Below are 14476 nucleotides of genomic sequence, written 5' to 3'. Positions count from 1 at the left end.
CTCATTGAGCGCTTTTTTTATAACTTAAAGAGTTGCTTATTACCAGCTTAAGATTGCGCTACCAAACGCTCCACCCAAGGCAGAGCCACAGGCTCGGGCTCAAAATCAACCATGGCATCTATATCCAGGCGTGGTTGGATGATCTTGCCCTGTAGCTCAATAAGCAGCTCTTCAAACTGGCGTCCACCACCGCAAAAAGTCTCACCATAACTGCTATCGCCGAGGGCAATCACTGCACAAGGTTTAGCGCCGAGCAGCGGAAACTGCTCTTGCAAGCTTAAATACAGTGGCAATATGTTATCCGGCAAGTCGCCCTGTCCCGTAGTCGAAGTAACCACCAAAATCTGTTCGGCGGCAATGATATCTTCCACCTGAGGGTTATCTACTAGCTTAGCACTGCCGCCCAACTCGTTAATATGAGCACTGAGGGTTTCAGCAAGACGTTCGGCGGCGCCATACACACTGCCGTAAAAAATACTTATGGTTGCCATTGATGATCCTTACATAGGGTCTGTTGACCTTTGTTGTTTGTTTCTGCAGCAGTTTGTAGTGTATTTATACAAGGCGGCACATGTGTGGTGTAGTTATTCTACATGAACATGTAACAACACAGTAGAAATGCGCTACAAGCGCTGCCCTATGGGTTCATCTAAACGCATCCTGCTCTGTGTTGCTCGCTATGTACATAGGCGAGCAAGACCGAAGCAATGCTTCGCAGCTTAGCGAGGTGAGTGCATGGATGCACGATGTAACCAAGCTTCATGGATGAATTATGCCTTATAGGTTAGTGCTAAATTCATCAGAATGCGTTTAGATTGAACATAAAGTAAACCGCAAAGATAAACAGACCCTAATAACTTTCTTCGCTTTGTGGCCAGCCCAAGCGTGCAAAAATTGCCAAAGCCTGCTCGCCAAGGGGCGCACGAATATGAATTCTTGTTTGCGTATAAGGATGCACAAAGTACAGATCCGTTGCAAACAGCATCAGCCGAGTGCAGTCGAAATGATCAATAAAAAAATGGTTTTGGGTGTTATCGCCGTGGTTTACGTCATTAATAATGGGGTGATTAATGCCGTTGAGGTGACGGCGTATTTGATGCTTGCGTCCGGTTTTTGGCCAACACTCCACCAGCGAATAACGTACACTGGGGAATTTTCCTAGGCTTACTGGCAAACTTGCCTGACGCAGGCAATGAATCTGGGTTTGCGCTTCCTGCGGCCCTTTATTGGTGTCGGCAAACTTATCGGCGATTTTATCCAGCTTTTCTTTTAACGGCCGGTCGATAAACCTATCTTCTGGTGCAAAGCCACGTGCTAAAGCCAAATAACGTTTACAGATCAGCTTGTCGCTAAACAGAGTTTGCGCATCTCGGGCCGCTTCGCTGCTAAGGGCGAATAACAAGACGCCTGAAGTTGGCCTGTCGAGACGATGCAAAGGGTAAACATGCTGGCCTATTTGGTCGCGCAGCATTTGCATCGCAAACTGGGTTTCTCTTTTGTCTATGGGCGAGCGATGCACCAGCAGGCCGGACGGTTTATTGATAGCAATAAAATACTCGTCGCGATAAAGGATCTCCAAGGGCTCGAGTGGCAGCGCTTCAATCTCATGCGACTGTGTTTGCTCACTCATAAGTGCCGCCCACATCTTGGCTTAGGTGCTGATCCAAAGCAGTAAGCACCTTATGTAGGTCCAAATAACGTCCGGGCCACTGGACCTCGGCCATGGGTGCCAGCGCTATACTACTTGGCAGCACGGCGCGGTTTTGTACCAAGACGCGCATTTTTACGAGAAAGACAAACTGCAACCACTGCTCAAAACGCAGAGTATCAACGCAAAAGGGCTGCCCAGATTGCAGCAAATGCGCATCTATGGGTTCGGCTTGCCACAATTTATGTGCCCGTAACTGAGTTTCTAGCTGCTGTAACAGCGTCGCGGTTTTATCGTACATTTAGGGTCTGTTAACCTTTGTTGTTTGTTTCTGCAGCGGTTTGTAGTGTATTTATACAAGGCGGCACATGTGTGGTGTAGTTATTCTACATGAACATGTAACAACACAGTAGAAATGCGCTACAAGCGCTGCCCTGCGGGTTCATCTAAACGCATCCTGCTCTGTGTTGCTCGCTATGTACATAGGCGAGCAAGACCGAAGCAATGCTTCGCAGCTTAGCGAGGTGAGTGCATGGATGCACGATGTAACCAAGCTTCATGGATGAATTATGCCTTATAGGTTAGTGCTAAATTCATCAGAATGCGTTTAGATTGAACATAAAGTAAACCGCAAAGATAAACAGACCCTAGAAATAGGTAAATTTAGCAGCGGCCATAATAGCATTTCCCTTGGGTTGATGACGCAATATGCCTATAATTTGCGGAATTTTATTTCCAGGAGCAGCCCATGACTGCAAATATTGCCACCCTAGCCGAGCTACTCGACGCCGCAGGTACTACCTGGCGGGTGTACGACATTGGCCGTCGCGTGCAGAAACTAGATAAAGCCACCTTTGCCGATATCGAGTCAACCAAGCTTGCTTATCCTTTTCCTTTGGCACAGCATGCCCTACTCGCCATACAATTTTGGGATGCCAAGGCCTCTGCCGAGCCCTATGTGTGGTTTTTAAAGTTGCCACTGGATGAGCAAAGTAAACTGATTGCCGCCAGTCGCGATCACTTTGCCAATATGGTGTTAGAAGCCGTGGGGACTCAATTACTGGGTGATGAACAAGAACAAAGTAAGCTTGACAACAACCCTTATGTGTTTACCCCCAATGCCAATAAGCGCGCCGCTTTTAATGCGCATATTAAGGTAGAGCTACACCAAAGTGCATCTCAATATTATGAACACACGCAGCTGTATTTCAGCGGTAAACTGGGTTGGCAACAGTGGCAAAGCATAGCGGTACAAGGGCTGGCGGATTTTGCCGCGCGCTTAAACCAAGGTGATAACGAGCTGCGGTTATGCAGCGCTTGGGAACATCTTCCCGCCGAGGTACGCCAGCCTTTAGCGGCGCAACTGGAAAACGCTCAGGTATCGACACAGGTGGCAGAGATGCTACAGCAATCAATACAGCATGCTTTAGATAAAAATGACAAAGCCTTGTTGATAGACAGCCTGCGTGCCATCAGCTTTGCTCCTGCTTCTGGCATCTGTTGCGCCGCCATCGATAAGGTTCTGGTATCAAACTGGGCTGAAGATGCGGATATTTGTCAGGTGATCGCCGGGCGTTTATGGACTCACCTGCAAGCGCCGGAGCGCCTTGCCGCCTTTATGGAGAAAAGTGCACAGATCGAATCAGAGCAGCCTGTTTTTGCCAGCCTGTTTGCCGATCTCGTTGCAATCCCAACGCTGCGCCCCCATGTATTAGCCATGTTAAGGTGCGAGCAACGCTCTGAAGCGCTGTCGCGGGCAATTGGAGGCTTGTTCTCTTAGTGGCAACTATATGGATGTTAATGCTGGTCGCGGCGGTGATCGGCTTATTTTGGTATCAGCGCAAGTTAGCTGAACAGGCGCGGATACATGCGCAGCATCAGTGCCAACACCTGGGTGTTCAGCTTGTCAGTGTGGCCTGTCTAAAATGGCGTATTGGTATATTAACTAACGGTAAGTTGGGAATACGTAGCACTTATCTATTTGAATTTTCAAGCGATGGTGAGAGCTTGTATCAAGGCAAGCTGTATATGGACAATGAGCGCCTGCACGGCAAAGACATTCCGCCGCACAAAATATAAAGTGCAAATGTAATACATAAAACTAAGGCGTGACCTTGGTCACGCCCTAATCAAACTCTTCCCTGTGCGATATCCTTTATCGCTGACCACCATGATCGTCCTTATACCTTCCTGGTTCGATTACCTATCTTAACCGACAGCACTCCGTGCCCTAATTCCTGCTTCGTCCTGAAGTGTCCACTTGCCATCTTGGCTATTCCTAGGCTCCAAGCCTTCCCTGCACATCCTGTGCTCCAATCCCTGAACGGCTTTCCTAACCGTCTAGTCCCTTGCTATTCCTGCAATACCTTGCTTTGTTGGCCTCTATCCTATCCCTAGCCTGGTACACCCTGCACCCTTGTCTTCCTGACCCTTATAATGATAGAGAAAAACGCTTAAACTGCAGCCATAGGGAAGCAATTAAAACCAATGTCATTAAAATGAAACATAAATAAATTCCCATAAAATCAAATAGTTGCCAATATTTTGATGCTTTTTTAGAAAGCAAAAAACAGGAATTCCGCACATCAATGTGAGATATTTCCTACAAGCAAATTTCCCTATACGCCATTGCTTTTATGTTTGAAGAGCAACTCGCCACTGACCTTACTAAATTGCAATGTCTGCAATACTTCAAAACCGTGGCTGATAAAGAAATCGATATGCGGTTGTTGGGTGACAAATACCGCCATGCCTTTAAGATCATTATCCTCCTGCATCAGGCTATCCAGGCTATTGAGCAGATAATGCCCTAAGCCATGACGTTGGCTTTGCGGCGCTACGGCAATAAAGGCCAAAAACAAATAATTGCCCATGGTTTGCAAGGCATTGCGTATGGTTTGCTCTTTTTCAATAAGCTGCTGGGTGGTCAGATAACCGGCGCTCATCATTAATTTCAAGCGCCAATGCCAGTAGCGCTGCGCCGGCAAGGATGCCGTCGAGGAAAACACGCAGGCAATGGCCTGTAACCTGTCGTCTTCAAATAACCCCACCAAAGGTTGTTTAGCCTGCCAAAAGGTATGCAGCTCTTCTCGAATTAAGGCGCGCAATTTCTTTTCGTAGTTTTGCTCTGACTGCTCATGGCCGTGGAGCAATTCCCGCATTAATGGGTCTTTATGATAGGCTTGATAAATCAGGCTGGCAGCTAGGTTTAAGTCTTCGGGAGTAAGATATTTGACGCTGTATTCGACGGTCACTGACATGGAATTTCCTTGTTATCATTGTTGTTCTATATTTAAACATAGTTGCTATCAACAAAATTGAGAAACTCATGGATACCTCAAAACACAGTATGAATACCCTGTTCGATCAACTGGGCCTGCCGAGCAGCGATAGCCAGATTGAACAGTTTGTTAGTAATCACAAACTGGACAACAGCCTTAAACTTGCCGACGCGCCGTTTTGGTCCAATGCCCAGCGTCATTTTATTAGTGAATCTCTTGCCGAGGATGCGGATTGGGCGGAACTCATTGATATTCTTGACGCTCAGCTGAGGCACTAGGCTGTAGCTGGGCTGATTTAGCGCCAGCACTGGGTTTGCGGACAGTTTGGGTTCAGCAAAATCGCACTACACTGCGCAGATATTTTTCGCCCCTGAGCGAATCTGCTTTTATAATGCGTCGATTTTCAGTAAGAGGACCTAGCACAATGAACCCCGTGGTGTTTGAAGCGATCAAAGCCCTATTGGCCCAAAACAAAACTCCTACCGTTGCCCTAACCAAATCCATGTTAAGCGAACCTGTGCCCATGCCGATGATCATCGCCGCGGTCAGCCAATACAAGAATAACCCTGAAGCCTTCAAGAACATGGTTATTGAGCCAAGTACACAGATCTCGCAACAAAAATCATCGCAACTGGATCGTATTGAGCAAAAACTTGATAAACTATTGGCTTTATTAGAAGCCAAGAAATAAAGATGTTTGTTGCCGATTTAACCTTTGACTGTTATCAAGATACTCAATTAGCCGACGCCGAGCAGGCAATCAACCAAATGGTGGTGGCGCTGCGCGCTAACGGGCAGATAATCGGTGACGAATTTCCCACGGTATTAAAAGAGGGTTACTTCCTCACTCGGGTGATGTGCCCGGAAGAGGACTCGCTGCATCCCTTGCACCATAGCCCTTTTGTTAAACACGCCATCAACAAACTTAATGAAGCCGGACTGCTGGCACCCAAGGTTAAGGTGATCGGTCAGGATATTCATGCCAACAGTGCCGACGCCTGCGTTGAGCCGAGCTGCTATATTCTCTATACCACCTATTTACATACCTGCAGCCCGCTGTACTGTGGCGATGATTTCTTGCCGGTACCACTTTATAAGCTCCCCGCCATTGCCAATGGCGATTACAAAACCTTAATCAAGTGGCAAGAAGACTGGCAGGCCTGCGACCAACTGCAGATTAACGGTGCCACCCGTGCAGAATTTGCGGCCCTCGATGAAATGAGCCTGCTCGATAGCTCACTCACCCGCCGTGGTCTGGACTTGAGCAAGCGTATTAGTTTTTTGACCAAAAAGCCGGTGTATTACTATTTGTATCGCGTTGGTGGGGAGAGCCTACAGCACGAACAACAACGTCGCTGTCCGGGCTGTGATGGCGAGTGGGCACTCGCCGAGCCTTGGTTTGGCTTATTCGATTTCCGTTGCGATAGCTGCGAGCTGGTCTCGAATATTTCCTGGGATCATCAATAAGGTTAGATCACCTCTATGACGTCTAGTAAGGCGCCAATATTCTCGGCTAATACATGGTGCGGCTCCTTGCCCACATATTCTAGGCACACGGCACCATCGCTTAAACGCACCGTCAGCAAGAGGTCGTCCTGCTCGGTTAAACCAATAAACACAGTATCCTGTTGCTTTAAACGGCGTTTCATCAGTACATGACCGGTAATATTTTGCTGCAAACGCACAAAGTCCTCTTCATTCCAAGGCAATAACAGCTCGATACCATGACCATCGATTTGCGCCGGCAAATTACCGCCATAAAGGCTGCAAAACAACTGCTCCAATTGCGCCGGGAATTCCACCTCTAACGCCTTGGCCAAGTCGCTTAAGGTCGCCTTATCATCACGCACAAAGGTTTGCCACTGCACTTGTTCGCCCTGCTCGGTGCCGCTGATGGCCGCCGGACTTGGTGATTCTGGGTCGATATAGGCCAAAGGGTTAGAATTAAACTGGGCCTGGTGCTTATCGATATGGGTTTGTAGTGCCTGTTGGAGTTGTGTGCTTACACTCATGCATGCTTTCCGTAAATTCGTTATAATGACGCCATTGTAACTAGATTTATAACATCATGACAGATTACCGTAACGCCCCCGAGCTGCAGGCCAGCATGCTGGGTAAAACCACCGAATATAAAGACTCTTACGATGCGAGCCTGCTCTATCCCATTGCCCGTAAACTTAATCGCGATGATTTAGGCATAGACGAGCAGGCGCTGCCATTTCAAGGGGAAGACCTGTGGACCGGCTATGAGCTTTCCTGGCTCAATAGCAAGGGCAAGCCACAAGTGGCGGTAGCGGAATTTGTGTTCCCCTGCCAAAGCCCGAGCATTATCGAGTCCAAGTCGTTTAAGCTGTATTTAAACAGCTTTAATCAGACTCAATTTGAGAGTATGGACAAGGTACGGGAAGTGCTCGAAGCGGATTTAAGCCAGGCGGTGCAAACGCCGGTTAAGGTGACCTTGTACGGGCCGGACGACACATCTTTGTTTGCTGCCACGCCAATGCCGGGTTTCTGTATCGATGAACTGGATATAGAAATTGATTCCTTCGACCTTGACCCGGCGCTGCTACAACTTGCACCTAATTGCGAGCAGGTAGAGCAAACCCTGTATAGCCACCTGCTCAAGTCGAACTGTTTGATCACCTCGCAGCCAGACTGGGCCAGTGTGGTGATACGTTATAAAGGGCCGCAGCTGAGCCATGAATCTCTGCTGCGCTACCTGGTATCATTTCGCTCCCACAACGAGTTTCATGAGCAATGCGTAGAGCGTATTTTTAGCGATATTATGGCGCTGGCCAAACCGCAAGAACTAGAGGTATATGCCCGTTACACCCGCCGCGGAGGCTTAGACATCAACCCCTATCGCTCAACGCATCAGCAACATATTCCCTTTAGTCTGCGTATTAATCGTCAATAACGCTGGGCACCGCCATGGCGCAGGTATCTATGTAGTTCGGGGTGGCCACAAACCAGTCCTCAGGGCGGTTCTTTCGAGCCGCAACCAGCGCCTGAAAGCGTGGCGAGTCGGTGCGCATTACGCGAATTTTTGGCTGTTGCGCCGCGTCCAATTGACTGGCAAATTGCAGGTCTTGAATAGGGTTAAAAGGTGTTTGCTTGCTACCGGGACGCTGTAACTGCTGCAGGTGCTCCATACCACTTAGGACGCGACCAAATACCGTGATGTTTTTATCCAAATAGCGCGGGGCGTGGCCAATTATCACATAAAACTCACTGGTGGCACTGTCTATGCCATTGTCTCGGGCCATACCTAAAGCACCCATACAATGGAGCTGCCAGGTTTGCGTCCCCGCTTCATTTTGACCTACGGCAAAACCCTTGATAAAGCCACTGCGCGGCGCATAACCGTCATTGTCATTGACTTGAATATCAAGGGGCATGGGCTGCTCACTGTGCCAGACAAACTCCTGCTGCAGCGGCGCAATATCGGTTTTCTTCTCCCCAGCCCCACCTTGGGCGACAAAGCCCTCAACAAAGCGATACATGCTTAACCCTTGGTAGAAGCCGGCTTTAGCCAACTCGCGCAGTCGCTGCACATGCTTAGGCGCCAACAAGGGGTTTACCTCAAGATACACTTGGCCGGTTTGCAGAGTGAGGATCATCAAGTTATCGCTATCCACCTGACGCCAGTCCGATGCCTCGGCGGCGGCGAGAATTTGCCCCGGTGATTGCGCAGCTGGCTTAACCGAGTTAAATGCGTGTGCCTTTGAAGTCAATTGACCGCTCATTTGCGCAGCCAAAAGCCCCGCGACGATTAAGGCTAAGGATTTTTTTATCATTATTATTTCTCTATTTTTTAAAATCTAAGAGTTAATCGATATCGAAGCGATAAAGAATATCCAGCGTATCATACAAACCGCTGGTCACCTCGATATAAAGCTTTTGCAGCACCTGATAGCGCACCGCCACCTCGGAGATGGACTCAAACACGCCAACGCTGTATTTCACTTGTATTCCAGGAGCAATATAACCGGCGATTTCCACCTTGGTATCATCGCCGCTGCCGCTGGAGTTCAGGGTCACATCACGCAGGCCGATAGACTCACCAAAACGCGATACCAGGCCTTCACCACGATTGGTGCCCTGAGCCAAAAGCATACGCGTTAATAAAGCATCGGTATTATTATCACCATCCCCTAAGGGTTGGCCGTTAAGCACATACGACAAAGCCTGTGAGCGGTCCATGGCGGGCTCGGAAAATACATGCAGTTGTGGATGCTCCGCGCTGCCCACCAACTCAATACCAGCCACCACGCCATTGGCCGTGTTATCCGGGTTACGAATAGCACGAACATTAATATGCGGCTTATCCAAGGTGCCACTAAAACCGATTTGTCCGGTGCGGATCAGCAGATCCTGGCCAAAAGCCCGGTATTTCCCATCCACCAGATTCAACTCACCCACCGCCAGGGGGTGACTTTCATTATTGGCAGTGATCATCAGATCGCCCTTTATATAGGATTTCAAACCAAATGAATCTATATATACATCGTCTTGAATATTAACCTTTAAATCAACATCATACATAAAAGGCACAGTCGGCTCCTGAACCGGAGCATCGACAATGATTTCATCATCACTGACCTTCACCGCCCCTTGCGGCAGCTCTTTTATTTTAATGCGACCATAAGGAATATCGACGCCTCCCTCTACCTTCACCTGGTGGGCATTGACATCAATATTGAGTTCCGGTGAAAGCGCAATCATGATCCCTTGCTCGGGAATAACAACAAATCGCTGCCCCTGCACCTTAAGAGTCAGGTGCGGCTGCTCACCTAACCATAGGCCTTCACCACTGAGATTTAAGTCGCCCCCATCCGGGTTGGCCAACAGGCCGGTTATCTGGATTTGCTCACCCGCCAATTGCACACTTAAGCGCGAGTCGGCCAAAGATAAAGGCAAGGTTTCCCCTTCAAGTGCCAAACCTTCGGCATTAATTTGGCCATGCACCAAAGGCTGGCTGATATTGCCGGAAAAACGTAAGTCGGCGCTGATCTCCCCGGCCAGATTCTTAACTTCAGGAGCTAACGCAGCCAACTTTGTAAGTTGCACACCGTCCATTTGCAGTTGCCCATCAAGCTGCTGCGCCGCCATCACATCGGTTACCTTAACGTCGGCGTTCAAGTTCCCCAAAATGGATGATTTCAGCTGTAGCTGGGCCTGAGCCCGGTTAATATCGCTGTGCAAAGACAAGACCAAGGTTTCAACGGGGAAATTATGCTGTTGTTGCTGATAACGGTAACTTGCCTGCAATTGCTCACTTTGTAGCTCAGCATCGATTTGCGGCGCCTCGCCGCTGCGCCATTTAAACTGGGCATGACCTTTGGCTACGCCCGTCAACCCGGTATGTGGGCCAAGATACGGTGTTAACGCCGACAGATAGAAGTGCGTTAGCCTAGCTTTCGCCTCGCCTTGCATTGGGTCTATGTTTGCAGGCTCAAGGCATAAGTCCAGCGCTTCACCGCGCAAACACAAACGCTCCGAGCGCAGCGCCTGCTTGGTCAAATCCAGATGCACCTTGGTCGGTGCAGTTAAAGCCACCTGATGCTCCTGAGATTGGAGTTCAAGCTGCTGCAATTGCACCTTTATTTGCTCATATGACGACGAAAGCTCACTGGTAAAAGCACTTTGCAACTGTGCCAGTGGCGAGTCCAGACGCAAGGAGGTTTGTTGCACCTTGTCGCTGCCACGAGATTGTAATTCAAGGCTATCAAGGTGTTGCCCACCGGCTTTAAGGCCAGACAGCTGGGCTGTAATATCGTATTGCAGTTCATCATTATATTCGCTTTCGACATTCAGCTTAAGGCTGTCCAGGCTGGCGCCAGCACCTTGCACTTGCGCCAATTGCGCGTCGAGCTTTATTTTCGGTGTTAAACGCTGGCCACGGATCTGCAATTGGGCCTGCCCATCGGCGCTATAACCTGGCATCAAGGGCGTGTCGGCGGACAAGGCTAAAACTCCTTCGAGGCGCCACTGCTCGTCTACCTCACCCTTGAGGTATAAACTATTATCGCCCTGGCGCAGCTGCAACTGACGCACCACGCCATGCAGTGAACTATTGAGGTCGAGATCGGCCTGCAATTGCAGCGCCATATCGTTTACCGTCCCGCTTAAGGTCGAGGGAGCCAGCAACAGTTGCCACTGGCCTTGAGAGTCCATCTCAAAAGAGCCAGAAACCTGGCCGGAAATATCGCTTTGCACCTTATCGATTAGGTATTCGCTATGCAGATTTGCCAGCTCGGCGCTAAATTCGGCGTTTAGGCCATCGCGCCAATTAAGCGCCGTTTTTACCTCGGCTGTACTTTCGCCAGCCTGTAATTGCATTGACGCCACTTGCAGCGAGCTTAATGTCCCACTGGCGTTTAGGTGACTGTTCAGCTCTGGGGAATCGCCCAACTGCGAGTGCAATTTCAGCTCAACTTGATAATCATCGATATTACCCTGAGCTTGGATATCGCTTTGCAGCAATTGCAATGTCTGAGCGCCTGATGCTGAATCCAATGGCAGCTGCCATTGCTGTTGCTTGGCATGCAAGGTAAAGGGCCAGTTGCTTTGTCGCAGCTCGGCTGTGGCGTTCACGCTCAGCGGATATTGCCCCTGATTTGCCAATGCCAATTGCAGCTCGCTAAGGCTGCCGCTCATATCCAACTGACTGCGCTCACCCAGGGCTTCTACTTGCAGCGCCAATTGCAGCGGGTTATCACCAGAGAAGGCAAGGTTACCGCTTAGGGCGGCGTGCAATAATTCGGTCTGGTTTTGTGTATCAGTCGCCTCAAAAGGTAACTCATAGCTAAGGCTGGCTCGGTCGATGGCCAGTTTATTTCCTTGCAAGGCCGCATTTAAATGCACATTGCTGAGCTTATGTGTGCTTTCCCCTTGCACTAGGCTTGCATTATTCAAGGCAAAATCCTGAATACGAATATCCAGGCCGAGGTCAAAGGCAATCTCGGCCAGTGGCGGCAACTCTAACAAGGGTTCACTTTTTGGCTCAGGAGCCCCAGGTGCCAACTCAACTCGTAGCTCTTTTACCTTAAAGGGCTTAATCTTGATACGGTTACCCTGAGCGCTCAGGCTGGCGCTCAGTTCCCGCACCTGAATATCTTGCCCCGCTACGGCAATATCCGCCTCGCCAATAGCGAAGCGTTTAACTGCAATATTAGGTAATTGCAGTTGCACTAAAGGGCCAGTTGTTTGCCTCTTTTCATCATTGGTATTTACGTTAGCACTTGGTGCTGACTCCTCTTGTGGAGCGGCACTGCTACTTTGTACGCTTAAACGCTTGGCGGCGACATTATCTAAACACACGCCACCACAGCCGAAAACCCGCACATCAATCTGCACAGCCTGGGCATTCAAAGCCAGGCCGTCACCTTGGTATTGCAGCTCAAAGGGAGCATTGGCAAGCAAACGCCCCTGTTTAAGCTCTATATTAAGTCCATCGACCAGATTATTGGCTATGGCCACCACAGTGCGATTGCCATATCCGGTAAAGAGTAACAGGGACAGCAATAAAACCAGGGTAATAAGGGCCGCGGCGAAAATTTTCAGGCTTAAGGTAATAACGCGCTTCATAGCTCAGGTCCCACGGTAATGCTTAATCTTGTGGTATTGCCGGGACTGGCCAGGGCCCAGGCATGGTCAAAACGAATGGGGCCAACGGGCGTAAGATAACGCACACCAAAACCCACGCCCACAGAGAGCTTTTCAGAAAAGTCGTTGGTGGCGGTACCGGCATCGACAAACAAGGCACCGCGCCAGTTGCTGGCAAACTGATAGTTATATTCCAAAGTACCAGTTACCAGGTACTTACCACCCACCTTGGCGCCATCCTCTTCGGGGGAAATAGAATCGTATTTATAGCCGCGAATGCTTTGATCGCCACCGGCGAAAAAGCGCAGCGATACCGGCACATCATTAATATCGTCCACGTACATGGCGCCCAAATTGACGCGACTAAAAAACAAATGACGCTGCCAGTAAGTGTCTAGCCAGGCATATTGCAACTGCACCCGCACTATATCTGTAGAAGACTCAAGAGAGTCTGCCCCGACCTCGGTACTTATCAGCCATTGTCGCCCCCAATAGGGCGTGGTGCCGCCTTTTGAACGCTTGCGGGCATAGCTGACACCGGGCAAAAGCATTTTTGTGGTTTTTTCTTCATCGGCAATGCGGAATTCTTCGAACTCACGGCGGATAAAAACGGTGCGGATCCAATCATCCTCTATCTTCCATTGTCGCTGTACCAGACCGGTCAAGGTTTTTGAGAAAATATCCGTGTCGATATTATCCTCCAGCTTATAACCTAGACTAAAGCGCCAAATATCATCTATGGGGTCATCAACGGGGATAGTATAAGAGAGGCTGATATCCTGCTGACGCTCGGACACATTAAGGTTACTTTCTAAATAGTGGCCATCGTCACTTATCCAGGGGCGCGACCATTTAAAACGCACCTTAGGGCCTAAGTCAGTCGAATAGCCACCGCCGACCTCGAAGCTATCCTGTGGTTTATGCAGCACCTCAACACGAATGGGCACTTCATGGCTGCTGCGTTTGGCGATATCGGCGTAGACGCGCACACTGCTGAAATAAGGGGTTTGCGACAGGGCCAGGTTAAATTCGCTGACCTTGTTGGCATTGTAGGTCTGGCCGGGTTTGAACTCAGCCAAAGAATGAATATAGCCGCTCGCTGGCGTGTCGGTGGCAATATTTAAGGGACCAAAGTGATAGCGTATGCCCGTATTCACTACCAGGCTGATATCCGCCCGATAATGGCTACGGTCGATTGCCAGGCGCGACTGCTGCCATTTGGCATCGAAATAGCCAAGCTCCAGCAGTTGATTGTCGATAGCGCTTTTGGCCGCATCATAGTGGTCATGATTAATAATATCACCGACTTTAAGCGGCAACTGCGCCAGCACCTGAGTCAGCTCTTTATCCTGCAGCCCTGGGCCCAGCAATTGATAATCCAGGCTTTCAATGCGCGTCGCTTGACCGGGTTTTATTTTCGCAATTACCTTGGGGTTTGCGGTATCGTTTTCTAAGTGCAGCTCCACCTCGGCATGATAATACCCCAGGGCCCGCATACTCAGTAAAACCTGCTCGGTGGCATAACGTTGCAGCTGACGTGTGGGCTGCTCACCACTGAGCTGCTGTAAATAAAGGGCAACGTTTTGCTCCAGCTCACCCTCGATACCGTCAATGCTATAACCTGAGATCACCCGCCCTTGCAGGGATTGTCCGGGTTCAGCGCCCCAGGCGCCAAGAACATCGAATGAGCATAAGGCCAGCACCAAGAGCAGGCTTGTTAGTAGGTTCAACCTCAACTTACTGTGTCTCCATTGCAATCACTTTACCACCGCCTTTGTCAGCCTTTTTAATCGCGTGTAATTCTCGAGCCTGTTTATCTGGGCAATAACCTCAAACGGCCAAAAAGATAAACAAATTCTATTAGGGTCTGTTTATCTTTGCGGTTAACTTTATGTTCAATCTAAACGCATTCTGATCACGACGCTCGGTATGATGCATA

At 49.4% G+C, this 14476-nt stretch carries 14 protein-coding genes; 6 read left to right on the top strand and 8 right to left on the bottom strand.

Annotation, left to right across the window (positions count from 1 at the left end):
• Positions 1 to 47 precede the first annotated feature (47 nt).
• From WCN91_RS03960 to WCN91_RS03950, 3 genes are all read right to left on the bottom strand, one after another.
• Positions 48 to 491 (bottom strand): flavodoxin, encoded by a 444-nt coding sequence (locus tag WCN91_RS03960; protein WP_342676521.1) that lies wholly within the window; start codon positions 489 to 491, stop codon positions 48 to 50.
• 359 nt (positions 492 to 850) lie between these two features.
• A complete protein-coding gene (truC, locus tag WCN91_RS03955) occupies positions 851 to 1630 on the bottom strand; it encodes a tRNA pseudouridine(65) synthase TruC (RefSeq protein WP_342676519.1) in 780 nt (259 codons plus the stop codon).
• Entirely contained in the window at positions 1623 to 1949 is a 327-nt protein-coding gene (locus tag WCN91_RS03950; protein ID WP_342676517.1) for a YqcC family protein, read from the bottom strand. The genes truC and WCN91_RS03950 overlap by 8 nt, the downstream gene beginning before the upstream one ends.
• 447 nt (positions 1950 to 2396) lie before the next feature.
• Here WCN91_RS03950 and WCN91_RS03945 point away from each other — a divergent pair, with 447 nt between their 5' ends.
• Together WCN91_RS03945 and WCN91_RS03940 are read left to right on the top strand one after the other, a co-directional pair.
• Positions 2397 to 3428 (top strand): DUF3549 family protein, encoded by a 1032-nt coding sequence (locus WCN91_RS03945; RefSeq protein ID WP_342676515.1) that lies wholly within the window; start codon positions 2397 to 2399, stop codon positions 3426 to 3428.
• Positions 3429 to 3442: 14 nt separating this feature from the next.
• On the top strand, positions 3443 to 3727 hold the full coding sequence (locus WCN91_RS03940) for a DUF3301 domain-containing protein (RefSeq protein WP_425416007.1): 285 nt from the start codon (positions 3443 to 3445) through the stop codon (positions 3725 to 3727).
• A gap of 539 nt (positions 3728 to 4266) precedes the next feature.
• On the opposite strand, the gene WCN91_RS03935 is transcribed toward WCN91_RS03940, so the two are convergent.
• The gene (locus tag WCN91_RS03935) at positions 4267 to 4908 is read right to left on the bottom strand and encodes a GNAT family N-acetyltransferase (RefSeq protein ID WP_342676511.1); all 642 of its coding nucleotides are present in this window, start codon (positions 4906 to 4908) and stop codon (positions 4267 to 4269) included.
• 68 nt (positions 4909 to 4976) lie between these two features.
• On the opposite strand from WCN91_RS03935, the gene WCN91_RS03930 reads away from it, so the two are divergent.
• The 3 genes from WCN91_RS03930 (at position 4977) to WCN91_RS03920 (ending at position 6396) form a co-directional block, all read left to right on the top strand.
• On the top strand, positions 4977 to 5207 hold the full coding sequence (locus WCN91_RS03930; protein ID WP_105200572.1) for a DUF2789 domain-containing protein: 231 nt from the start codon (positions 4977 to 4979) through the stop codon (positions 5205 to 5207).
• 146 nt (positions 5208 to 5353) lie between these two features.
• Positions 5354 to 5620: a hypothetical protein gene (locus WCN91_RS03925; RefSeq protein ID WP_105200573.1), complete on the top strand. Its 267-nt coding sequence runs from the start codon at positions 5354 to 5356 to the stop codon at positions 5618 to 5620.
• A gap of 2 nt (positions 5621 to 5622) precedes the next feature.
• Positions 5623 to 6396 carry a Zn-ribbon-containing protein gene (locus WCN91_RS03920; RefSeq protein WP_342676507.1) on the top strand — a complete coding sequence of 258 codons (774 nt, stop codon included), beginning with the start codon at positions 5623 to 5625 and terminating at the stop codon, positions 6394 to 6396.
• Positions 6397 to 6398: 2 nt separating this feature from the next.
• On the opposite strand, the gene syd is transcribed toward WCN91_RS03920, so the two are convergent.
• Positions 6399 to 6941: a SecY-interacting protein gene (gene syd, locus WCN91_RS03915; RefSeq protein WP_342676505.1), complete on the bottom strand. Its 543-nt coding sequence runs from the start codon at positions 6939 to 6941 to the stop codon at positions 6399 to 6401.
• A gap of 56 nt (positions 6942 to 6997) precedes the next feature.
• Here syd and queF point away from each other — a divergent pair, with 56 nt between their 5' ends.
• Positions 6998 to 7846 carry an NADPH-dependent 7-cyano-7-deazaguanine reductase QueF gene (gene queF / locus WCN91_RS03910; protein ID WP_342676503.1) on the top strand — a complete coding sequence of 283 codons (849 nt, stop codon included), beginning with the start codon at positions 6998 to 7000 and terminating at the stop codon, positions 7844 to 7846.
• Here the strand turns inward: queF and WCN91_RS03905 are convergent.
• From WCN91_RS03905 to WCN91_RS03895, 3 genes are read right to left on the bottom strand one after another with little or no spacing between them, the layout of a single operon-like run.
• On the bottom strand, positions 7833 to 8726 hold the full coding sequence (locus tag WCN91_RS03905) for a peptidylprolyl isomerase (RefSeq protein ID WP_342676501.1): 894 nt from the start codon (positions 8724 to 8726) through the stop codon (positions 7833 to 7835). The two genes, queF and WCN91_RS03905, sit on opposite strands and share 14 nt — an antisense overlap.
• Before the next feature lie 31 nt (positions 8727 to 8757).
• On the bottom strand, positions 8758 to 12519 hold the full coding sequence (tamB, locus tag WCN91_RS03900) for an autotransporter assembly complex protein TamB (RefSeq protein WP_342676498.1): 3762 nt from the start codon (positions 12517 to 12519) through the stop codon (positions 8758 to 8760).
• The gene (locus WCN91_RS03895) at positions 12516 to 14267 is read right to left on the bottom strand and encodes an autotransporter assembly complex protein TamA (RefSeq protein WP_342676496.1); all 1752 of its coding nucleotides are present in this window, start codon (positions 14265 to 14267) and stop codon (positions 12516 to 12518) included. Before WCN91_RS03895 ends, tamB begins: the two co-directional genes overlap by 4 nt.
• Between the last annotated feature and the right edge of the window lie 209 nt (positions 14268 to 14476).

Source organism: Pseudoalteromonas qingdaonensis, from assembly GCF_038739665.1.
Lineage (GTDB): Bacteria > Pseudomonadota > Gammaproteobacteria > Enterobacterales > Alteromonadaceae > Pseudoalteromonas > Pseudoalteromonas qingdaonensis.
This window is presented reverse-complemented; position numbering and strand designations above follow the sequence as displayed.